Here is a 24,718-nt window from a genome sequence, read left to right as displayed (position 1 = left end):
TTGCCTTACACAGCTTGAATCTCAATTAAACGATGAGGTGTGGTCGTGATGGTACAAAAAACCGTTGAACTTTCCGAAACACAAAAGGGAATCTATTTTGATTGTCAGGTGAATGATCCCACTTCGTATAACATCTCAGCTTCAATGCAATTTGATCATCTTCAAATGGAGATATTTCGCCAATCCATCGAATTGCTTATGTATGAGCAAGTGGTGCTGCGTACTCGGATTGAGATTCAAAATGATGTACCCGTGTTATCCGTTCATGAAGATATGGATTATTCACTTGCCTTGTGGGACCTAAGTAGCGAGAATCAGGAGAATCCAAAGGAACAACAGTTAGAAGCACTGGTGGATGAATGCATCGGGACACCTTTTGAGCTGGAGAAAGGTCCTCTGTTCCGTATAATGATTGTTCAGATGGATAAAAGCCGATATATTCTGACCTTATGTATTCATCATTTAATATGTGATGGCTTGTCGCTTGAACTGATGAAAAACAAACTTATCCAGTCATATACGTGTCTTCTTGAAGATCAGCCTGTGGATGTCAAGCTGGATGAAGGATTCATCTCTTATGTTGAGGCAGAGAACAAGAAACTGCACGAAAACAAGTACTCCAAAGAGCGGGAATACTGGTTGAACAAAATGAAGGGAGTGGAACCTCTTTCTCTAAAGCACGACTTTCCAGCAGGTTCTGTACAAGAAGGGATTGGTCATGAACTGCGATTTGATATTTCGGAATCGTTAATGGCTGATATTACACAGATGTCCAAAGATAATGAAGTAACCGTTTTTATGTTCTTTATGGGTGCCTTTGGCATTCTTATGAGTAAATATGTCGGTACAGACGATATCACCTTTGCCTCCCCATATTCTCATCGTCCCGGTATGGACTTGGAAGAAACGATTGGATGTTTTGTCCATATGTTGCCTATGCGATTCCATATTGACCTCGAATCAACTCTAAAACCTCTGCTGCAACAAGTAGCCACAACCTGGATGGATACGTACAGGAACATCGGATATCCCAATAACCTCATTGTCAGAGACAGTATGTTACAGGCTCAACCCGGATCACCATCGTTGTTTGATATCTCCTTTGTTTATGATTCCTATGAGGAAGATATGCTCGGAACTCGTATTCTGGATCAGGATAAGGTTACGTTCCCAGGAGATCTAATGGTGGTGTTGAGTCGTTTACCGCAAGGTGCGCAGTTGAAGCTGCAATATAAACCGAGCTTGTTCCGTGAAGATTCAATGGAGCGAATGGGCCAACGATTTCTATATTTGCTGAATCAACTAGTAACCAATTCTGAGCAAAAAATCAGGGAGTTCAGCCTCCTGATACAAGATGAGAAAGAAAACTTACTGTACCGATTCAATCAAACTTCTTATTTTCCCTACACTCCACAACATATTATGGATATATTTCACGATAAAGTAGCACGTTTCCCGGAGCGGGTAGCTCTAATGGAAGGCAAGCAGCATCAGACCTATGCGCAGGTCAACGCAAAAGCGAATCAATTGGCTAGGCAGATCGTTGCGATTAAAAAAAGTGATAACGCGGCAGTTGGCGTGCAGATGCCACGTTCCTCGGATATGGTCATTGCCCTATTGGCTGTATTAAAAGCCGGATGTGCTTTTGTGCCTGTAGACCCTTCCTATCCTTTGTCCAGAAAGGCCTATATTTTATCGGATGCAGACATATCCATAGTGCTGGCTATGCAGCCCGAAAAAGATGACGAGACTCTGGATGTCCAGTACATCTACGTTGAGGGAGATCAGGCCTATACGGGGGATGTCTCAAATCTCGAAGAGGCGCTGAATCCGCATAGCCTTGCCTATATCATGTACACGTCCGGATCAACAGGCAAGCCAAAAGGAGTCATGGTTGAAAATCATAGCGTAGTCAATACACTGCTTGATCTGGAGCGTCGTTTTCCGATGCAGGCGCAGGATGTTTACTTGCTGAAAACAGCATATACCTTTGATGTGTCTGCCACGGAACTTTTCGGCTGGTTCATGGGTGAAGGCGCACTAAGCATTCTTGAGCCTGGAGCAGAAAAAGACCCTGCTCGTATTGTGTCAACGGTGGCATCACATAAGGTTACGCACATCAACTTTGTTCCAACGTTATTCCGTCTTTTTCTGGAAACGATGGAGCTTCGCTCCGATCTGTCAGCATTGGAAACGTTGAAATGGATGTTTGTTGGCGGAGAGGCAGTCACGCCAGACATCATTGAGAAATTTAACAGGTTAGGCATTGGAGCAAGTCTTGAAAATGTTTATGGTCCAACCGAATGCACCATATGGGTTTCTCATTATCCGTTAAGTCATTACGAAGGCTTGGGCAATGTACCGATTGGCTACCCGCTCAATGAGTCCAGATGGTATGTCGTCGGAAATCATGATGAGCTTCAGCCGTTAGGTATTCCAGGGGAGCTTTGTCTTAGCGGTGTTGGGCTTGCACGTGGATATCTGAATCTGGAACAGATGACCCGAGAGAAGTTTGTCCCTAATCCTTTCTTTCAAGAAGGACAGGATGCAGAGCATTTCAGGTACATGTACCGCACAGGTGATCTGGTACGTTCACTCCCAAGCGGTACGATCGAATATCTGGGACGCATTGATTTTCAGGTTAAAATTCAAGGAGCCAGACTGGAGACAGGCGAAATTGAGAATACCCTGTCATCCTATCCGGGTGTCATCCAGACCGTGGTAGTCATGAAATCATTTGAAGGTAGGTCCGGCTTGCTGTATGCCTACTATCTGTCAGAGCAGGAGCTGCCTTCTGTCGAATTGAGAGAGCATCTGTCTCGTTTGTTACCGGCATATATGATACCATCCGTTTTTGTACATAAATCCGAATTTCCATTGAATAGCAGTGGGAAGATTGACCGGAAGGCACTCATGGCAGATATCACGCATGCTCACGCTTCCAGTACGTTCTATACCGCCCCGTCTTCTGAGCTTGAGAAGGTTATAGCCGAAGTGTGGGCCGAAGTGCTCGGTGTTGAGAGAGTAGGGCGCGATGACCATTTCTTTGAATTGGGCGGAAATTCATTTTCTGTCATTCAGGCTCACAATAAACTTAAGCATTATACCGATGTGGAGTTCCCTGTGCCTCGTTTTTTCGAATGCCCGACATTGCGTCAATTTGCCGCACTGGGTCCGAAAGATGAGGGAGTTCGGATACCGACTGAAAGGGAACAATTGTTTCAACGAAAAGATGGCATTATGCGTGAGGACATTGCAATTGTGGGCATGGCGGTGAATGTGCCGGGTGCTGAGGATATAAGGGAGTTCTGGAGTAACCTTGTTGAACGGCGGGAAAGCATTCACTTTTATAGTGATGATGAATTGAGGGAGCTTGGCGTGGAGGAAGCACTGCTGCGTTCACCTCGTTATGTCAAGGCAAAAGGACGTGCCAACGGCATCCATGAGTTTGATGCAGGGTTCTTTGACTATACTCCCGGTGAAGCCAAAATGATGTCTCCCCAATTCAGACTTCTGTATCAGGGAATATGGGAAGCGCTGGAGGATGCAGGCTGCAGACCGGATGAAGCGGGTAAGGTGGGTGTGTTCCTTGGCGGGTCCGATGACTTCGAATGGTACCGTCAAGTGCTTTTTAACGATGCTAACTATAGCAGTAAATACGAAGCATTCACCCTCAGCACCAATCATTTTCTCGCTACCCGAATGGCTTATAAGCTGAACTTAAAAGGGCCGGCCTATACCGCTCTGACGGGATGTTCTACTTCACTGGTTACACCTCATCTGGCATGTCAATCTTTGATCGTTGGAGAATGTGATGTGGCCGTGGCTGGTGGGATCACCGTGGAGTTGCCCAATGAAGGGGGTTACATATTTGAGGATGGCATGATGTTCTCCACAGATGGACACTGTCGTCCATTTGATGCGGCAGCCAGTGGAACCGTCTTCTCCAATGGTATGGGAATTGTGGTGTTGAAGCGGGTAACCGATGCTCTGCGGGATGAAGATCATATCTACGGGGTCATCAAAGGCTCAGCAATTAACAATGACGGACAAGAGAAACTCAGTTTTCTTGCTCCAAGCGTAAGCGGACAGGCTGAAGTCATTCAGGATGCTTATAAGGTAGCCGGAGTAGACCCGGAAACGGTGAGTTATATCGAAGCACATGGTACGGGAACGTTGCTTGGTGATCCAATTGAAGTAAACTCGTTAACTCGGGCCTTTGCTTCCGACCAAAAGCAATTTTGCTATCTGGGTTCTGTCAAAGGCAATGTGGGACATATGGATACAGCCGCAGGTGTGGTTGGTTTAATCAAGGTAGCGCTCAGTCTTGGACAAGGTTATATCCCTGGAACAGCGAATTATGAGCAACCTAATCCCAAAATTGATTTTTTGAATACGCCTTTTAAAGTTAATGCACAAGGGGTGGACTGGAAACAGGGCAATGTTGGAGTCATGCGCGCAGGAATCAATTCATTTGGTGTGGGGGGCACGAATGCTCACATGGTATTGGAGGAGGCTCCCGAGATGGAGAAGTGCAGTCCGGATGATGACGTAAATATATTGCTTTTTTCCGCCAAAACGGAGTACTCGCTGAACCGCACCGCTGAACGGATTATGGAACATCTGACTCAGCAGCCGGATCAATCTGTATCAAACGCAGCGTGGACCTTGCAATCAGGTAGATCTGTTTTTGCGTATCGTAAGGCACTCATTCTGGATAAGACATGGAAGGATAATCCGGACAAGCTGATACAGCAGCTGGGGAAAGCACGGGTATACCATTCGGCTCAAGGTCCTCCCGTATACTTTATGTTCCCCGGACAGGGCAGTCAGTATCAGGGAATGGGTGCAGAACTATACAGATCTACAGAGCAAGCAGGCCTAGCTCCAATCTTCAGAAGTTATATTCAGGAAATATTGGACCTTCTGCCTGCGGAAGAACGAGAAGATATGCTGTCCGTTGTATACGGAGATCAGCAGCCTGAGCGAATAAACCAGACAGAGTACAGCCAATTCGCACTGTTCATGACAAGTTATGCGCTCGCCAAGTCTCTACTGGATCTGGGCATCAAGCCAGATGGCATGATCGGGCACAGCATTGGTGAACTGGCTGCCGCAACGGTAGCGGGTGTGTTCGAACTCGGAGATGCTGTCAAGTTAGTTCGACTTCGCGGACGTCTGATGCAGCAACAACAACCCGGGGTCATGCTTGCCGTTATGGCGGATGCGCAGCAGGTGAAGTCACAACTGGAGGAAGACATGTGGCTTGCCCTGGTGAATACTACAGGTTCCAGTGTGATTGGTGGGACAGCTGAAGCCATTTCACGGATGGAAGCCAAGGCTGAAGGACTGGGCTGGAAGTGCATTCGTGTGAAGACTTCCCATGCATTCCATACGCCAATGATGAATCAGGCCGCCGAGGAATTTAGACGTTATCTAGCAGAGCATTCACTTCATACGCCACAGATCCCATTACTGTCCAATACCAGTGGAACATGGGCGCTTGGCGATGAAATCACACAACCTGACTATTGGTCCCGTCATATTTTACAGCCGGTGTTGTTTGAATCAAACCTGGCTGAAGTGTTGAAGGATGAGCGGGCTGTATTAATTGAAGTAGGTGCAGGACGAACGCTAAGCTCCTTTGCCAGACAGCACAGTCTATCAAGAGATTCCCAGACGGTACTGAATATGCTACGTCACGTAAGGGAGACGGAGCAGGACAGTATCTATGTGAACCGCAGACTTGCGGAGTTATGGTGCGAAGGCATTGAACCGGACTGGAAGGTGCTCAAAGGGCAGACGGTACGACGAAAATGCTCTCTGCCTACTTATGTTTTCAACAAACAATCCTATCCTGTCAGTGTTTCTCTTTCTGGCTCATCAGCAGTGCAAGGAATGGGTACCGGGGATGATAGGCAGCATGCAGAGCAGGGTAAGGGAAGTGGCCCTACTCTAGTAAAAGGGACCGTTTATACTGGTGGTTCAGACCAACTGAAACAGATTGTCCTGGACGCATATCGAACGATTTTTGGCATCGATGATCTAGATGAAGAGGTTAATTTCTTTGCGGTTGGAGGAGATTCTCTCAAAGCAGTCAGCTTGTCTGCATGGATCCGGTCTCATTTAGGAATTCAGCCTGAGGTAGCTGATGTTTTCAATCATTCAACGCCTATTCAACTGGCGGAGCATCTCTATGTCATGGCGAAACCAAAAGTGGACCAACAGATAATTCAATCTGCACCCACTATGGATGCTTATCCAATCTCTTCTGCACAGATGCGTATGTTCACACAAGCGATGCTTGATCCAGGCAATACGGCATACAACCTACCGTCTGCAACCATTATTGAAGGTGAATTGGACCGTATAAGAGTTGAGGCTGCTTTGCAGAAGTTGATGCAACATCATGAGGCGCTCAGAACATCGTTTGAGATACGGGGTAGTCAGATCGTTCAGATCATCCAACCTTCGGTTCGCTTAAGTATGGGCTACGCAGAGCAGCATGTGGCAGATGACCAAGAGTTGCCTGCGATGATCGAGACATTGATTCGTCCTTTTGATCTGGGGAGAGCTCCGCTTATGCGGGTTGAACTGATTAAGATAGGCGAGCGCAGGCATCTGTTATTCTTTGATATTCACCATATTATCGCGGATGGTACATCTGTCGAAATCATTACTCGTGACTTCAATGATTTATATTTTGGCAAAGAGCATGCAGTCCGATTGCAGTACAAAGATTACGCGGTATGGCAGCAGCAACGTCTCGCTTCACAGGAATACATTTCACATCAAACGTACTGGCTGGACCATCTTGGCCCTTCTTTACCTGTGCTGGGGCTTCCACTTGACCATGAGCGTCCATCACAGCGATCCATGCAAGGGGGACGTCTTCATTTCACGTTGAATCGTTCGTTAACACAACACTTGCATGAGCTGGCTTCCTCATCGGAAGCATCCATGTATATGGTAATGCTAAGTGTGTGGAATCTTCTTCTTGCACACCGCTCAGGTCAGCAGGACATTGTGGTAGGAACGCCTGTTGCAGGAAGGATGCAAGAGGAGTGGAAAGAGACGGTAGGCATGTTTGTCAATATGATTGCGATGCGGAATTTTCCAACGTTTGATCGTACGTACACTGATTTTTTACGCGAACTCAAACAACATACACTGGATGCTTTTGCATATCAGGAATATCCGTTTAATGAGCTTGTGGCACAACTGGGCGTGACACGTGAGCTGAACCGAAATCCGGTATTTGATGTTTGTTTTGATTATCAGAACATGGACTTGCATGGACTTGAACTTCATGGTTTGCAATTTAGTTCTTTTCCGGTGGAGACGGGTACGTCTACTTATGATCTGTTAATGACCTGTCAAGAAAACAGGGAGAAGCAGGTGATTGAAGGATATATCGAATACTCGCTGGATCTGTTCCGCCGGGACACAGTTGAAGGTATGATGCAGGAGTTTATCGGACTCTGCCAAGAGGTTGTACAACAGCCTAATCTGTCTCTGAGCGAACTGTTTGAGAGAAACATTTCTCATGAGCACCCAGTCCATCGTCTTGCTGGTCCACGTCTGGATTACACTCCTGCGGTGGGTCTGCATCGGCTGTTCGAGCTGCAGGCAGAACACACACCAGACAAGAAAGCTCTCCTTGTATCATCTGGAGCTTCTTTTACCTACAGGGAGCTTAATGAAAAAGCTAATACGCTGGCTTGGAAGCTGATTGATCAAGGTGTGCGCCGGGATGAACCTATAGGCATATTATCCAGACGAGATGAATCGTTGATTATTATGCTATTGGCGGTGCTGAAAGCTGGGGCGGCTTATGTGCCTCTGGACCCTGCTTTTCCGCCGCAGCGCATCGTGAATATGATTGAAGACAGCCGAATGAACGTATTGCTGTGTACGCCTGATGAAGAAGGCACAGTGACTTTTAGCGGAGAGCGATTTGTGTATGATCCAACTGCCCAGGATGTGCGCTCATCCGTTAACCCGGACGTAAGCCTCCTGTCTTCGGATCTGTCCTGTGTGATTTTCACCTCAGGATCGACGGGGCGTCCCAAAGGGGTCATGATTACTCATGAGGCGATGGTCAATTTTGTTGAGGACGTCAGGCACCGACATATTTTTGCGCATGAGACAGATCGCATCATCAGTGTAACGACCATATCTTTTGATATTTTCGGATTTGAAGTGTGGACACCATTATGCACCGGATATTCGCTGTATCTGGCCAATGAGCAGGAGCAGCTTGACCCGGCTCTTGCTTCACGTCGAATACGTGAACATGGTGTTACACACATTCTTAGCACGGTCTCACGCATTAAGGCATTTGTCGAAAATCCAGAATTCGCTCAGGCGCTGGGCAATCTGCGGTGTGTTCTTACCGGAGGGGAAAATGTCCCTGTGGGACTCCTCACCGATCTGAAGCGGCTTACGCCCGCTCGAGTCTTTAACATGTATGGACCAACGGAAACTACGATCTGGTCAACGACCAAAGAATTGAATGACACAGCCGCGATTACCATTGGCAAGCCCATTACCAATACAGAGATTTATATTCTGAATGATGAAGGTGAAATACTGCCACCTGGAAGTTATGGAGAGCTGTGCATTGCAGGAAAAGGATTATCCCGCGGTTATCTGCACAACGCTGCTGAGACCGATGCCCGATTCATTGCAAACCCCAATGTTTTGGGAGGCCGTTTGTACCGAACTGGCGATCTGGCCCGTATACTGTCGGATGGGGATGTTGAGTTAATGGGACGGTTAGATCAGCAGGTGAAGATTCGTGGCTACCGGATTGAACTGAATGAGATTGAGCAGGCAGCGATGAATTATGAACGTGTAAGAGAAGCTGTCGTTAAGGTAGAAGGGGCCGATTCACATTCATTGCAATTAATCCTTTTCTACAGTCTGAAGCCTGGGAGTGGGCCTTCCGTTATGGAAGATGAAGACGTACAGCTTCGGACCTGGTTAAAGCAGCGGCTTCCACAGTACATGATGCCTTATCGCTTGATTCGTCTGGAAAATCTGCCTGTGCTGCCTAATGGCAAACTGAATCGCAATGCCCTTCGTCTGGCTGATTTTGAGCCGGGAGAGAGGGATAACCCGGCTCTGGTTTATGGCTCATCGATTCAAGGAATGGAGCGGGCAAAAGTTGACCTGGAGCAGATGCTCATTGCAACGTGGAAGGAAATATTGAATCTGGATACGGTTAATATCCATGATCACTTTTTTGACATCGGAGGCAACTCGCTGGGGCTTATTCTGATCAATAATCGGCTGAATGCCTATCTGGATAAAAGCGTTCCGCTGGTGCAATTGTTTGAGCATTCCTCCATTGCATCACTGGTTAATCATCTGGTGGCGGAGCAGATGCTGCCGACAGTTACACAACAGGTGCAAGAGGAGAGCGGGCATATCGCTTCGGTTGGATATCCTGTTACGAACCCGGACCCGACAACAGCTCCAAAAGAGTATGTGAGGAGCACAGTTGAACACAGCAAAGTGGAGCAGAGCAGACCGGAACAGAGTATCCCGTCTGCTTCAGAACACAGTAGCAGAATTTCTTCTTCGTCGGATATCGCAGTTATTGGCATGGCAGGGCATTTTCCCGGCTCAAGAAATATTGAGGAGTTCTGGGATAACCTAATGGCAGGTAAGGACGGTATTACCCGTCTGAATGAGGAGGATCTAACCGCTTCGGGTGTACGACCGGAAGACTTCAAACATCCCGATTATGTACGGGCCAAAGGTGTACTGCAAGACACTGAGTATTTTGACTCCGGATTTTTCGAATATCCGCATCAGGAATCCAACATGATGGATCCGCAAATCCGGCTGCTGCATCAGTGCTCATGGGAGGCGCTTGAGCATGCCGGGTGTGATCCTTACAGTTATGAGGGATCTATAGGATTGTTTGCCGGAAGTGGACTGAGCTTACCATGGATGGTGCAATTTCTCGGTCGCTCCGGTAATTTGTTACAGGCTTTTGAAGCCATGACTTTAAATGAAAAGGACTATATTACAACCCGAGTATCTCACAAATTAAATCTGAGAGGGCCGAGTATGGCAGTCCAGACCGCATGTTCGACTTCTTTGGTCGCTATCCACCAAGCTGCTGAATCTTTGATTCGGGGAGAGTGTGATGTGGCACTTGCGGGAGGTGTCTCTATCTCCTATCCGCTCAAAGAAGGTTATCACTGGCATGAAGGCATGATTTATTCAAAGGATGGTCATTGCAGACCGTTTGATGAGCAGGCATCTGGTACTGTGTCTGGTAATGGATGCGGAATGGTTGTGCTCAAGTCACTCCGCGACGCGCAGAGAGATGGAGATCATATCTATGCAGTCATTAAAGGTTCAGCGATTAATAATGATGGCATGGACAAAATTGGATATACGGCACCGAGTGTGGCCGGGCAGGTCAAGGTTATTCAATCAGCCCTGCATCGTTCGGGAGTGTCTCCAAAAGAGATCTCCTATCTGGAGGCGCATGGAACAGGAACCAAACTGGGGGACCCGATTGAAATCGAAGCGCTCAGGCAGTCATGGGGAACAGATCGTAGAAATTATTGTGCTCTAGGTTCTGTGAAAGCCAATATTGGGCATCTTGATGCGGCAGCAGGTGTCGCCGGTTTTATTAAAACCGTACTGACGCTTTATCACCGGGTGGTTCCGCCACAGATTCACATGAATCGGACGAATCCGATGTTGGAGCTGGAGCATAGTCCCTTCTATATCAACAGGGAGCCACAGCCATTAGAAGACGCGAAGCGTATCCTGCGAGCGGGTGTCAGTTCGTTTGGGATCGGGGGGACCAATGCTCACGTCATTCTGGAGCAGCCGCCCGTCCAAGAGAGCCAAGCCAATTATGAATCATTGCTTCTGCTGCCCTTCTCGGCCAAAAGTGAATCTGCGCTGGAACGCACGTATGATTCGGTTCTACAGGCAATCCATGCATTGCCGGAGCAGTTGCCCAATGCTGCGTGGACGCTACAGAAGGGAAGAAGCAGATTCGTTCATCGTAAAGCGCTAATCGTTGTAGACGGTTATATTCCGCCAAGCGAGCAGTCTGTAGAGTTTGAGACACAGGCAAGTGTGATGAATGGGAAGCCTAAGGTCATGTTTTATCTCAGCGGAAATGCAAGTTGGGAAGCGCGCAAGATTCGGGAACTATATGCTTCTGTGTATCGCAGCCAGGTCTCAGAGATATTCAAACAGCACTTTGAAGAGATACTGAACCTCTTTGAGTCCAAGGAACAGTATGCCATCCGCCAAGGCATAGGGCGATCGTTAATCGATTCAAGGCTTGAGCGCATGCAGTGCTTTGTTGTGCAATATGCTCTTTATAAAACCGTGATGCAGCTTGGTATCAAGCCGGATGCTGTCTGTGGACAAGGCGTTGGCGAACTGGTGGGGTTGGTTATTAGTGATGCACTTGATCCAGTACATGCCGTGGGGCTTTTATACAATCTGGAGCATTGGTCACTAGAAGAAGGAGCATTGTCAGATGCTTTGACAGGAAGGATGACAGATGCAACTGTAACAGACCATGCGTCGAGTATTGCACCACTGTTATCTCCAAATTTCCTGTTTACGCTGCTAAATCGCAAGACGCTTTCTGAATCTGCTGGGCATACGCTGTGGATCGTTTCGAATCAGCAGCAGGATACAGAACCAATAGCTCCGGATTCATTTTCAGAGCCAAACATCATTGCTCTTACTGGAGATCGTCAGAGCCTGCTTGAGGCAGACGTGTATTTAATGAAAGTACTTGCTTTTTGCTGGTGCTCTGGCATGGAATTGGATTGGGAACAGTTAAACGGAACGGGGCCTAGGCAAAAAATCTCCCTGCCGACGTATTCCTTTGACCCCATTGTTCATCAACATGATGTTGCGTTGTATCAGCTTGCAGGTATGTCGCAGGTTGCAGCGGGTTCTATCGCAGCATTAGACCAATCTCCATCTGGGAAAGTCAGGGTTCAACGGACTGATGATGAGATAAGGCATGTATTATCGCAATTGTGGCAGGAGTTGCTTGGTAATGGAGAAGTCGGCCTTGAAGATGATTTCTTTGAGCTTGGAGGTCATTCTTTAAAAGCGATTTCCTTGGCGTCGAGGATTAAAGAAATGTTTGGATTAAATTTGGGGCTGGAAGAGGTTTTTGATCATTCTGTGTTTGAACACATGGTTCAATGGATTGCTGAACATCAGGTTACAAGTGACTCTGATTCAGTGAACCCAATCTTACCTGTAACTAAGAAAGAGAAATACAAGACCACTTCTGCACAGCGAAGAATGTATGTGGTGCATGAGTGGATGAAAGGTGAGAGTACGGCGTACAATCTCGCCAGTTCCTATAGGGTAAGGGGAAAACTTGACCCTACGCAATTCAGAGTAATAATGGATGCACTGGTAGAGAGACATGAAGCATTCCGTACCAGATTTGAAATGATTGACGGTGAGATTTTCCAAATTGTGGAGGATCAGGTTCCAAGCGTGGTGGAGTTGCTGGAATTAGAAACAGCAGGGTTAGAGCAGGTCATGGAATGGATCAAGCCTTTTGATCTGACCAGCGCACCATTGGTTCGTGTTAAGCTCATTCACCTTTCTCAAGAGGAACACATCTTATTCATCGACATGCATCATATCATTTCGGATCAGAGTTCCATTGCGATCCTGATGCAGGATTTTGCTCGCATGTACAGAGGAGAAACATTGCAATCTCTTGACATTCAGTATAAGGATTATGCGGAATGGCGTGATGAAGCTGCGTCACATGCACAATCTGTTGAAGACGCCAAGTTTTGGATACAGGAATTCAAGGACAAGCCTGCACCGGTTGAATTGCTTACAGACTTCCCAAGACATGGCGCGTCATCCTACAGCGGAGACAGACTTTCCATTGAACTTGGTGAGTCGTTAAGCACACAGGTCAATGATTTCTGTACTCAACAAGGGCTTACACCCTATATGTTGTTTATGGCAACTTTGAATCTATTAATCTGGAAGTATACGGGTCAAGACGATTTGGTCGTAGGTACAGCGGTTGCGGGGCGTGAGAAGCCAGAACTCAATAACGTTATGGGGATGTTCGTGAACATGCTTGCCATTTGCACCAGCATGGACAGAGAATGGTCCACAGAGACGTATTTGAATGAGATGCGTGGCAAGCTGTTATCCTGTTATGAACATCAGCATTATCCTTATGAAGCACTGGTGGAACAACTTGGTCTATTCGGTGATTTAAGCCGCAACCCCCTATTTGATGTGGTGTTAAATTACATTAACATGGGAACCGATGATCCTGAAGCCGGGGAACTGATACTTGAACCATGGGTCGAAGGTAAGGTGGATGCCAAATTTGATCTGACTTGGACACTGGTCGAGCATAAACAATGTTACACGGTTGAACTTGACTATCGCTCAGATTTGTTTAAAGCGGAGTCCATGGAACTGATGCTGGATAAATTCCGGTATATCCTGTCTCAGATCACAACAGGGCATAATGAACGAATTGCTCAGATTAAGCTCACTACACCGGAGGAAGAGGAATGGCTGCTGTACGGAGTCAACGATAATGCCGCTCAGTATCCGCGAGATGCGACCATTTCCCAATTATTCGAGGAACAAGTTCATGTGCATGCACAGAAGACAGCATTGGTCTGGGAAGACGGTGAATGGAGCTATGCGGATCTGTATGAACGTGTTCAGTGGCTGGCGTTCAGGTTGCTTGGACAAGGGGTAAAATCAGGCTCCAGTATTGCTCTTATTCTGGACCGCGGACCGATCCAGATGATCAGTATTCTTGCTACACTCCAAGTGGGTTGCAGTTATGTTCCGATTGACCCGGCTTCGCCTCCATCGAGAATTGAATTTATTTTGCAAGATTGCGATGCGGCTGTGTTATTGACTGAAGCGGCGTATGCCTCCACGTGGCAATCTGTAGTTCCTTGTATCGTGCCGGCAGATGAACTGGCAGCATTTGATTCAGGAGACATCCAGGAGCCTGTTGAACATATGAACAAGACCGCTCTTGACCCGGCTTATATCATTTATACATCAGGGTCAACAGGAACCCCAAAAGGGACTGTGATGAGTCATCGCAATGTGACCAAAGTTATGAAAAATAGCAATTTTGTCACCGTTGTGCCAGAGGATCGTATCCTGCAAATTTCTAACTATGCGTTTGACGGTTCCATTTTCGATATTTTTGCTTCATTAATAAATGGCGCTACTCTTGTATTAATCTCAAAAGAGACCATTTTGGATATGGCTCGTTTGGCGGATGTCATCCAACAGCAACGGATTTCAGTATTTTATATTCCAACATCCTTGTTTAATATGCTGGTGGATTGGGATGCTGATTGCTTGAAGAATGTGCGTAGAGTGATGTTTGGTGGTGAAGCTGCATCGGTGAGTCATGCCAACAAAGCGCTTGCATGCGTGGGGCCGGGCAGGCTGTTAAATGGATATGGGCCAACGGAAGCAACCTTTTTTGCCTCCTACCACTTATTACAGCAAACAGAGCCTTATACTGGCTCACTGCCCATAGGTCAGCCCCTGTCTAACACAGCCTTGTATGTTCTGGATGATGAGCTGAAGCCTGTGCCACCGAACGTTCCAGGTGAACTGTATATCAGTGGGGATGCGGTGGGTATTGGATATCTTAACCGTGAGGATCTTACGCGAAAACACTTTCTTGATGATCCCTTCCGCAAGGGAGAACGAATGTATCGGACAGGTGACATCGTCAAACGTCTAGCTGATGGCAGTCTGATTTTTATTGAACGTTCGGATTTCCAGGTCAAAATCAGAGGTTTCCGCATTGAGTTATCGGAGATAGGCAATTGCATGGAGCGTCTTTCGGGAGTTCGTGATGCCTTTGTCATGACAGTTACAGAACCATCAGGAAGTCTATATATTGCCGCTTTTTATACAACCGATACTGGAGCAGATGCTGAGTATATTCGAAGAGAACTTCACCAGCAGCTGCCAGAGTACATGGTGCCTGCACGAATTATTCGAATGGATCATCTTCCGATTAATGCCAATGGCAAAGTGGACCGAAGGGCATTGTCCGAGCATTTGGTTGAAGAGCAGCAAAGGTCTCTGGAGGTGAGTTCACCTCGGGCAAAAACAGAGCGTGTCATTCTTGCCGCCATGCGACAGATCCTGGGTAATCCAGGCATTGGTGTGGAAGATCACTTCTTTCAAAATGGGGGGCATTCGCTCAAAGCGATTGCATTCACTCAAATTTTGGCAAAAGAAGGAATTGCCATCAATGTGAACGAATTATTCCAATATCCGACAGTTAGAGGACTTGCCAAATTGGTAGATATTAATCCTCCGGCGTCAGTTTGGTCCGAAGATAGCCTGCATATTCAGTCCCCGATAGTCATACCACAGGACATAACACTTCATGAGAAACAACTGGACAGCCTGGTCCTGCATGTCTTAAACAGCTGCAATCAGGTTTCATCTTTTATGGCGGGCATGACCCCTATGGGTCAATTCCCACTATCTCCAATTCAACAAGCACATGCTTCTACGACTTCACGAGCAAGCGGATTTACAACAACGCTGGAAGGCGAATTGAATGAACAAGCTGTAAAACACCTGATTCTTGGGGTTATATCCCGGCATCAGTTGCTGCACAGCATGATATATGAGGAAGAACAATTGTATTGGCATCCATGTGATATATCGTTAGCGGCGGACATGCTGCAACAGCTTATCCCATATCTTGATATTCGTCATTATGCTTCGGCTACGATTGAGCAGTTGGAGTACAAACTGGTTCAGTCTCTGTTACACAAAACGTATACGTTGAAGGAACTACCTTGGCGTCTGTGTATTTTGCGTACAGGAGCAACAGAGCATAAGCTGATTTGGAGTTTTGATCACCTTGCGTTTGATGGTATGAGTGCCCAGATCATCAAGCAGCAACTTGAGTCGAAGGCATTATATAGACCGCAAGGTATAGAGATCGAGAGTGATCTTCTGTACCAAGTACGAAATTATGAGGATTATGTAAATTTTCTGTCTCAAGGCCCCATAGGGGTATCAGAAGATGAAATGGAGAAACAATTTTTGCTTCAGGCATGGAATAGATGTAACGCCATCGTCATGAACAAGTTGAAGGAAACAGAAACATTGTCGCCTTCAGCGATGACTGTCGAGTTGTCCCTTGCAGGGAAGGAGCCTGCAGATGTTTGGTGGACATGCTTTAAAACTTTTTCCAACATCATTGCGGCTTATCTGAACATAAGCCAATTGCCAATAGCCCTGGTGCATTACGGAAGGGAGTATGGCGAAGAATCCTACTATGATTATGTGGGAGAATTCCTAGATCTGATTCCAGTGCTGGTAGACAGTGAATTCACACAGGAAGATCTGTTGGAACGTCTGGAATTTACGAAGCAACACAGCATTAACTTTATGGCACTTACACATGATTCTTCCCTCTCGGCACAATATGATGGCATACAGGAACAATTGGGAACTGCCTACAGGCAAGCAGAACAGGAGACGCGTCAGATGATTCTGTTTAATTATCAAGGCTTCATCTCCAGTAGCGAAGCGATCCCAATGTCGTCTCAGTCGTCGGATGACCAAGATTCGAATTCGGGACTCGCCCAATTCGAATGGGTTATTCGCTACGACGAAGAGTGTCTGTACGTACATCTGGCCTGTCAGGCTGGTCTGGACATCAAACGTATGAAACAGCTGATTGATGACAAGCTTGGTAGCGATGTGAGAGTGGTAGTTCACAATGAGGCAATGGAGGTGCAACATGTCCAGTAAATCCATACAGCGAGGACCCGAGCTGATTGTGCCAGAACATTATTCAACAGTGGCTGAGATGCTAATCTACATTGCAGATACTCATCCAGAAAAGGGAATGACCTATATCAGCTCTTCAGGTGACGAACAGTTTGAATCATATCCTGAATTACTGATGCAGGCGCGCAAGTACCTGCAGTCTCTTCAGGAGCAAGGCATTCAACAAGGACAGGTTGTTATTTTGGAAATTGACCAGTCACAGGAATTTTACCGTACCTTTTGGGCTTGTATGCTGGGGGGCATTATTGTCGCCCCGGTTAGTCCTCCGGCTGCCTGGGAACCAGGCTCAGCCGGTCTGGAGAAATTCACGAAAGTGTGGGAGGTACTCGGGCGTCCAGTCGTTATCGTCGAGGAAGCCTACATGCCCAAGTATAAACAGCTTGCGGAAAGTCCGGTATTCAAAGGTCTTATGTTGATTAGCGTGAACCAGCTTCAAGCAGGCCAGCAGATGGCTGATCTATGCCCAACCTCTCCTGATGACATTGTGTTCCTGCAATTCTCATCAGGAAGCACGGGAATTCCCAAAGGTGTGCAGTTAACAAATCACAATATTATCGCCAACAGTATTGCATGCAAGACTTTTCTTGGAGCTGAAGAAGGAGATAATGTGTTTACCTGGTTGCCGCATACGCATGATATGGGGATATTTGGACAGCATCTGACACCCGTCCTGAGTGGAGCCAACATCATGGTGATGTCACCTTATACCTTCGTACGGTCGCCTTATCTGTTCTTGCGCAAGATTACGGAGCATCAGGGGAAATGGTTTTGCTGTACCAATTTTGGTTTCGAATGGATGGTTCAGAAGATCCCGGATTCCAAGCTCTCAACGCTTGATCTGTCTTCATTACGTATGACCTTGAATGGTGCAGAGCCTATATCAACGTCTGTTATCGAGCGATTTGTCAAAAAATTCAGCTCTTGTGGCTATCGTTCCAATATGATGTTTCCTGCGTATGGCATGGCAGAAGCGACAGTAGGTGTATGTACCTCCAGACTGGGGGAAGAGCCGCGAATTGAACGTATTTCGCGTTCGCGGCTGGTGCAGGAAGGACTGGCTGTGCCAGTACAGCTGCCTAGCAGTGATAGCCATACTTCGGATGTGATCGAATTTGTCCATGAAGGATATCCCATGACAGGGATTCAGATCCGGATTGCGGATAAACAGGGTGAAGTGCTGGATGAGCGGGTTGTTGGCGAAATCCAGATCCGTGGGGAATCGGTAACCTCCGGATATTACAGTCTTCCAGAGATCAATCGTGAAATGTATATGGATGGGTGGCTTCGCACTGGAGACTTGGGTTATATGGCTGATGGCTCCCTTGTTGTAAGCGGACGAATCAAGGACATTGTGTTTATTCGGGGACAGAACCATTATGCGCATGATCTTGAAGAAATTTTGTACCAGAATAGCAGCATTCCGAGAGGGAATCTGACGGTAGTCGGGCACTTTAACAGCCTCAAACAAGTAGAGGAACTGCTTGTATTTGTTAAATACAAATCGGGCGCTCCACAGTTTCTGGAGGTGCGACAGGATCTGATCCAACGTATGAGGGCTGGATTGGGTATTGAGATCACCCATGTTCTCCCAATCAAAGTTATCCCCAAAACGACGAGTGGCAAGGTCCAGCGCTTCATACTGAGAAACGAATATGAGCGTGGAGTATTTACCAAGGACATCGCGGCCATTGAAGAGCTGATTCGCGAAAACTCACAACAGCAAGGACACGAGACGGTTTCCGCATCGTCTTTGGAATATACCGTACGTAAAGCCTGGGCCGAAATTCTTCAATTGCCCGCAGGAAAGATTGAGATGGATACTTCTTTTCTCGCACTTGGAGGCAATTCCATTCTCTCTTATCAATTACTTGACAAGCTGTCTGCACATATGGGACGTGAATTAGGACAAGAACTACTTGTTTTTTGCAGTACAGTACGTGAGATGGTGGAATATCTGCAGGAACTTCCAGCAGAAACGAAGGACTTTGAACAAGTTGAAACAACAGATAATCACCTGAATGTACATCGTGCTATTGCTATTACCGGACTGTCTCTGCGTCTGCCTGATGCCGACACCCAAGAGCAGTTCTGGGGCAATCTGGTTAACGGGTTAGATAGTGTTGACCGGGTTAGTTTAGAGCGTGCAACACGTTCCAAGCAACCCGGTTGGGATGACTGGATTGGGGAACTGAAGCAACCGGATACGTTTGATCATGAGTTCTTTGAAATCCCGTCTGAACAAGCTGCATTTATGGATCCGCAACATCGCAAGCTGCTGGAAGTTGCTCATGAGGCGCTGGAGGATGCGGGTATGCTCGTGGACCATGAGGATAAGCGTGATGTGGGTGTGTATGTAGGGATTAACCCAAGCACATACTTCGATCTGGTTATTGATTATATGAACCGGAGTCTTGGAAAGGCTGTTCATTCTCACGCTATGGTAGGCAATATGTCCAATATTGCAGCGGCCTCCATTTCACACATGTACAATTTTACAGGGCCGGCACTGTCCATAGATACAGCATGTTCTTCTTTTCTGGTGGCACTGACACAAGCTGTGGCGGCCATTCAGGACAAGCGTATCTCTGGGGCAGTTGTAGGTGGAGCGAACATTTTGGCTACACCGCATGTTCATCAACTATCACGCAATGCTGGAATCTGTTCTTCCACTCAACATACGAAGGTATTTGACCGGGAAGCAGATGGTTCAGTCTTGGGAGAAGGTGCTGTTGTTGTATATCTGGAGCCGCTAACAGAGGCAATTCGCAACAATAAACATGTTTATGGTGTGATTCGCGGGACAGCGGTGAATAACGACGGATATTCCCTGGGCATTATGGCACCCAACCCTCAGGGGCAATATGAGGTACTCCGTGCCGCTTATCGCGACGCCAACCTAAACCCCAGCGAGATTTCTTATATTGAAGCACATGGATCGGGGACAAGGATTGGAGATCCAATTGAGGTGAATGCCTTGCTCCGACTGTTCCGGGAAAAGGGAGATACAAGCGATAATTCGATTGGATTAGGTTCAGTCAAAACCAATATTGGTCATTTATTTGCAGCCTCCAGTGGAGCCAGTCTTGCCAAGGTTCTTCTCAGTATGCAGCATGGGGAACTGGCACCAAGTCTGCATATGGATAATCCGAATCCGGCCCTCCGACTGGAGCAATCGCCGTTCCATATCGTTAGCGAGCATAAAACGTGGGATGTACCTGAAGGAAAAACACGGAAGGCAGGCATCAGTTCATTTGGCCTGGGAGGTACGAATGCCCACATTGTGCTGGAAGAATGGAAAGCCCCTGTCCGTGCAGATGCCCCGGCACGCGGCCAGTTGTTAACGTTCTCTGCGAAATCAGAGCAGGCTTTAAAAAAGCTGATTGATAACACGGAGCAATATGTGAAGAAACATGCGGACCTGGCACTAGAGGATCTTTGTTTTACCCGGAACAGATATAGAAAACATTATCGGTATCGTGCAGCAGTAGCTGTCAGCTCAACCGGAGAGTGGAACATCGAAGAAATGGAATTTGGCTTCAAGCCTAGAAACCGAGCTGCTCGTGTCAATATTGTGGTTGGGGGGCATGAGATTCGCGGAGAAGATGAAGCTCAAGCTCGTAAGGTACTCAGGCCAGACGATTCTAATGAAGATACGGTATCAACCTTGAACTACTGGGTGACCTTGCTTGAGACACTTGTACGTCTGGTCCCTTCCATTCAAGAGATTCGAGGAATAGCTGCAGGAGAGGAACTTGTATCCAGTTTACATCTGGATGGCGAGGAACATCACAGCGCTCATGCAAGCCAATCCATTCCAGTGAACAACAGAGTGACGTTAGACAGTCTGCAAGACACACCTGGCAAGATGGCAAACGCCGACATTGTAATTATGATTGCTGCAGATCAGACAGAGCAGCAGCTTGAATACAGTGGCAAGGAGAGCTTCATCCGCCTGTCTGCCGAGCCGACACTTACCATGGAGGATCAGCTTGCTTTATTGCTGGGACAGCTTTATGTACGTGGTGCTGCGCTGGATTGGGAACAGTTACATCCGAATGGCTCTGGCCAGATTGTACATCTGCCAGCACACCCATTCGAGCCGTATGTACATTGGATAGATGTGAATCAGGGAACGGAGGTCATGATATGACAAAAGAAGAAATTGAGCTTTTTCTCAAAAGCGAGATTGCTGTAGCGTTGAATCAGGAGCCAGAGGACATCGATGAAGAGATGAATTTTTTGAAAATTGGTGTCTCATCTGTGCAGGCGCTCAAGATCATTAATCGTGCACGTAAGCATCTTCAAGTTGACATCAGTCCGGTTGCGTTGTTTGAATACAAAACAATTGCCGAATTCGCCGCTTATCTCAATGAATCTCTTCTTCAAGAGGGGGTTGCCGAATGATTGAAGCGGATATAGAGCAAGAGATCATTCATGAAGCTGAATTGTTTGCTGCCCGTGAAATTCGTCCTTATGCTCAACAGATTCAAGAGCAGCAAGCCATTCCCAGAACATTGATCCGTGCCATGGCTGAAAAAGGTTACTTGGCTGCCTCGATCCCGGCTGAATATGGCGGCATGGGTCTCGGCCCTAAGGCGTACGGGCTGTTGACTGAAGTATTTGGCAAGGCTCTTCCAGCCGTTCGCAGCTTGTTAACGGTACATACTTCACTTGTAAGTGAAACTTTGGTACGTTTCGGAACGCCTGAGCAAAAATCGTCCTGGCTGCCCAAGTTGGTGAAGGGAGAATGGATTGCTGCCTTTGGCCTGACTGAACCGGAAGTTGGTTCGGATGCCAAAAGTGTAAAGACCGAGTGGAGAGAAGAATCGGACTGTTATGTTTTGAATGGAAAAAAGAAGTGGATCACGTTTGGACATCTGGCAGATGTATTTATCATTATTGCCTCGAATCAGGGACGAAGCACTGCTTTTTGGGTCGAACGCCAGTTTGAGGGTGTACAGACCCAACCTATTGAAGGTGTCATGGTTGCGGGAGAGACAGGTATAGCTGAGATTGATCTCCATGAGGTGCGTGTACCAAAGAATCACATTATTGGACGTCTGAATGAAGGTTTTGAGTACATCGTAACCGGGGCGCTGGACCAGGGCAGATATAGCATTGCCTGGGCAGGGCTGGCGATTGCGCAGGAAGCGCTGGATGCCATGGTGACTTACTCAAGGAAGCGGAAGCAATTTGATCAGAAGCTGAGTCATTTTCAGCTGATTCGCGGCATGATTGGAGATGCGGTGACAAAAGTCCATGCAGCACGAGCATTATGTTTACGTGCAGCCGAGCTGAGAGAAGCCAAGGACCCGCAGGCCGCTATGGAGACAACGATTGCCAAATATTTTACGTCCAAAGTTGCTGTTGAAGTTGCAAGTGATGCGCTACAGGTTCATGGTGCGAACGGAATTAGTAACCATTATCCTGTTGCCAGGCTGTATAAGGAAGCCAAAATTCTGGAGATTATTGAAGGTTCCTCTCAGATGCAGCAGGAGATGATCTCGCATTACGGATTAAAAGCCTATTACAAGCGTGGCGGTAGCGTATGACGTTCTGTGCGCTATTTCCCGGCCAGGGAAGCCAGTATATCGGAATGTGCAGCGAGTTGTTGGGCAGTGAGCCGGAGGCGAATCAGATTTTTGCAGAAGCGAGCGAGGTGATCGGATTTGATTTGAAGGCACTGGTTATGGAAGGGACCCTGGATCAATTGACGGTCTCTGAATATGCTCAGCCTGCTGTACTGACGGCAAGCTACGTTTTATTTGACTCATTTGTTCGGCGGACTGGAATGACTCCAGATTATGCAGTAGGTCACAGTTTGGGGGAGATTTCGGCTTTAGTAGCGGCGGGAGCATTGCGATTTGCTGATGGAATTCGTTTTACAGCTCAGCGTGGTGCGTTGATGCATCGCTCCATTCAGGAGCAAAAAGGAAGAGCGGGTATTGTCGTTGATGTAACCCAAGCAGCGCTTGAAGAATTAGTCGAGAATATTCGTCAGAACGAGTATGTGACGATCTCCGGTTATAATTCACCGGGACAGTTTGTCGTCGCAGGTACTGCGAAGGGTCTTCAACTGCTGGATGATCAGGTGGATGGCTACGGTGGGGAATTCATTCCTTTTCGCATGATGCCAATGAAGGCAGATGCACCTTATCATAGCGAGTTGATGCAGTTCATTCAGCCTGAGCTTGAAGAGATGCTTGCAGGGATTTCCTTCTCTGCACCGGTGTTTCCCATCTGCTCAACAGTACATGGTGAGTTCATTCGCGGAGCCGAGGACATTCCTAAGCTGCTGAGCAGCCAGCTTTTGCAACCCATTCGTTGGAATCAGGCATTGGCACGCATTCAAAATCTGGGAGCGACGGTATGGATCGATATCGGTCCAGGCCAGAGCGTAAGAAATATGCTGGCTGAGAATAAGACCTTGCCTGCAGCCTATTCGCTGGATGATCCGCAAGATCGGTCCAGATTACTGGAGCGATATGAAGCAGTAAACCAGACAAATGGGGGAGGCGATAAGGGATGATCACGGAGATGATGCAGTACAATCAGCGGGTGAAACAATGGCTGCCTGGAGGTGTGCACTATAATTTCCACCTTCCTTGGGAAGAGACACCGCTCCATTTCAAGCATGCTTCCCGAAGCAGAGTGACGGACATGAACGGCAACGAGTATTTGGATCTATATGCACGCTTTGGTGCCCTCATCGTTGGCCACGGCAACGAGGAGTATAACGAGTGTCTGAAGGATACCATTGACCGTGTTCTTTCCGTAAGTCATTGCGATCTGGATGCAGAGGCTCTGGAACTGATCCATCAATATGTACCTTCAGCAGAGATGATTCGTTTTGGGTTATCAGGCACGGAGATTGTCCAGAATGCACTTCGTCTTGCCCGGGCGTGGACAGGTAAAAATCGCTTTGTACGTTTTGAAGGCCATTATCATGGCAATGCGGACAATATTATGGGTGGCAAGACTGCACGTACAGGTCTGCCTGTACCTTCAGACTATCCTGGTGACATGAAAGGAACAAAGGGAAGGGCAAGGGATGCCATGGAATCTCAATCCTACCTCTTGCCATGGAATGACGCACCCCGTCTGGAGGAACTATTTCGCCAGCATGGAGACGACATTGCAGCAGTAATCATGGAGCCGGTTTGTGTAAATGGAGGCGGAGTCATGCCTGCTCCGGGTTATCTGCAAAAAGTCAGACAGTTATGTGATCAGTACCAGGTCGTGCTCATTTTTGATGAGATTATAACAGGATTCCGTATGGGTCTCGGTGGTGCCCAACAGTTATTCGGTGTAACGCCTGATCTGACTACACTTGGGAAGGCAATCGCGGGTGGCGGAGTTCCAGTGTCAGCCCTGGTTGGCCGAGCGGATATCATGAAGTTGCTTGTAGACAAAAAAGTAATTCATGCGGGTACGTTTAATGGCTATCCATTAGGTACAGCTGCTGTAAAAGCTACGCTGGAAATGTTGGGACGCAATGGAGGACAGGCGATGCACAGCATGAACCGCCACGCTGAGATGATGCATGACATACTCTGCCAGGAAGCAGTGAAGGTAGGTCTGCCTTTAATTGTTCAAGGGCCGTCTGGCTGTGCTTCTTATCACTGCTGCACGGAGCCGCTTACGGATACGGCTGATTATACGTTTGAATTGATGTCTTTTGATATTTTGTTAAATAGCAAGCTTGCTGAGCACGGTGTTCTGGTATCTACGCTCTCGCGGATGTATCCGAATATCCTGCTTGATATGCAAGATGTTGCCTGGTTCCGTGAGCGTGTCCCTGCAGCACTTGCAGAAATGAAAGAGATCTACGACGAGCTGATCTGATGGTAGCTCAATA

The 24,718-nt window shown here is 47.3% G+C and carries 6 protein-coding genes; all 6 read left to right on the top strand.

Annotated elements, in window-relative coordinates:
* Window positions 1-48 precede the first annotated feature (48 nt).
* Genes MKY01_RS22705 through MKY01_RS22680 form a run of 6 tightly spaced genes read left to right on the top strand, consistent with a single transcriptional unit; the run spans window position 49 to window position 24,705 of the window.
* Window positions 49-16,821, top strand: a complete 16,773-nt coding sequence (locus MKY01_RS22705) for an amino acid adenylation domain-containing protein (RefSeq protein WP_339287236.1) — start codon at window positions 49-51, stop codon at window positions 16,819-16,821.
* The gene (locus MKY01_RS22700; RefSeq protein ID WP_339283590.1) at window positions 16,811-21,010 is read left to right on the top strand and encodes a beta-ketoacyl synthase N-terminal-like domain-containing protein; all 4,200 of its coding nucleotides are present in this window, start codon (window positions 16,811-16,813) and stop codon (window positions 21,008-21,010) included. The genes MKY01_RS22705 and MKY01_RS22700 overlap by 11 nt, the downstream gene beginning before the upstream one ends.
* On the top strand, window positions 21,007-21,264 hold the full coding sequence (locus MKY01_RS22695; RefSeq protein ID WP_339283588.1) for an acyl carrier protein: 258 nt from the start codon (window positions 21,007-21,009) through the stop codon (window positions 21,262-21,264). The genes MKY01_RS22700 and MKY01_RS22695 overlap by 4 nt, the downstream gene beginning before the upstream one ends.
* Entirely contained in the window at window positions 21,261-22,412 is a 1,152-nt protein-coding gene (locus MKY01_RS22690; RefSeq protein ID WP_339283586.1) for an acyl-CoA dehydrogenase family protein, read from the top strand. The genes MKY01_RS22695 and MKY01_RS22690 overlap by 4 nt, the downstream gene beginning before the upstream one ends.
* Window positions 22,409-23,389, top strand: a complete 981-nt coding sequence (locus tag MKY01_RS22685; RefSeq protein ID WP_339283584.1) for an ACP S-malonyltransferase — start codon at window positions 22,409-22,411, stop codon at window positions 23,387-23,389. The genes MKY01_RS22690 and MKY01_RS22685 overlap by 4 nt, the downstream gene beginning before the upstream one ends.
* Window positions 23,386-24,705, top strand: a complete 1,320-nt coding sequence (locus tag MKY01_RS22680; RefSeq protein ID WP_047843828.1) for an aminotransferase class III-fold pyridoxal phosphate-dependent enzyme — start codon at window positions 23,386-23,388, stop codon at window positions 24,703-24,705. The genes MKY01_RS22685 and MKY01_RS22680 overlap by 4 nt, the downstream gene beginning before the upstream one ends.
* Window positions 24,706-24,718 lie beyond the last annotated feature (13 nt).

It is taken from the genome of Paenibacillus sp. FSL R5-0486, assembly GCF_037975155.1.
Taxonomy (GTDB): Bacteria; Bacillota; Bacilli; order Paenibacillales; family Paenibacillaceae; genus Paenibacillus; species Paenibacillus amylolyticus.
This window is presented reverse-complemented; position numbering and strand designations above follow the sequence as displayed.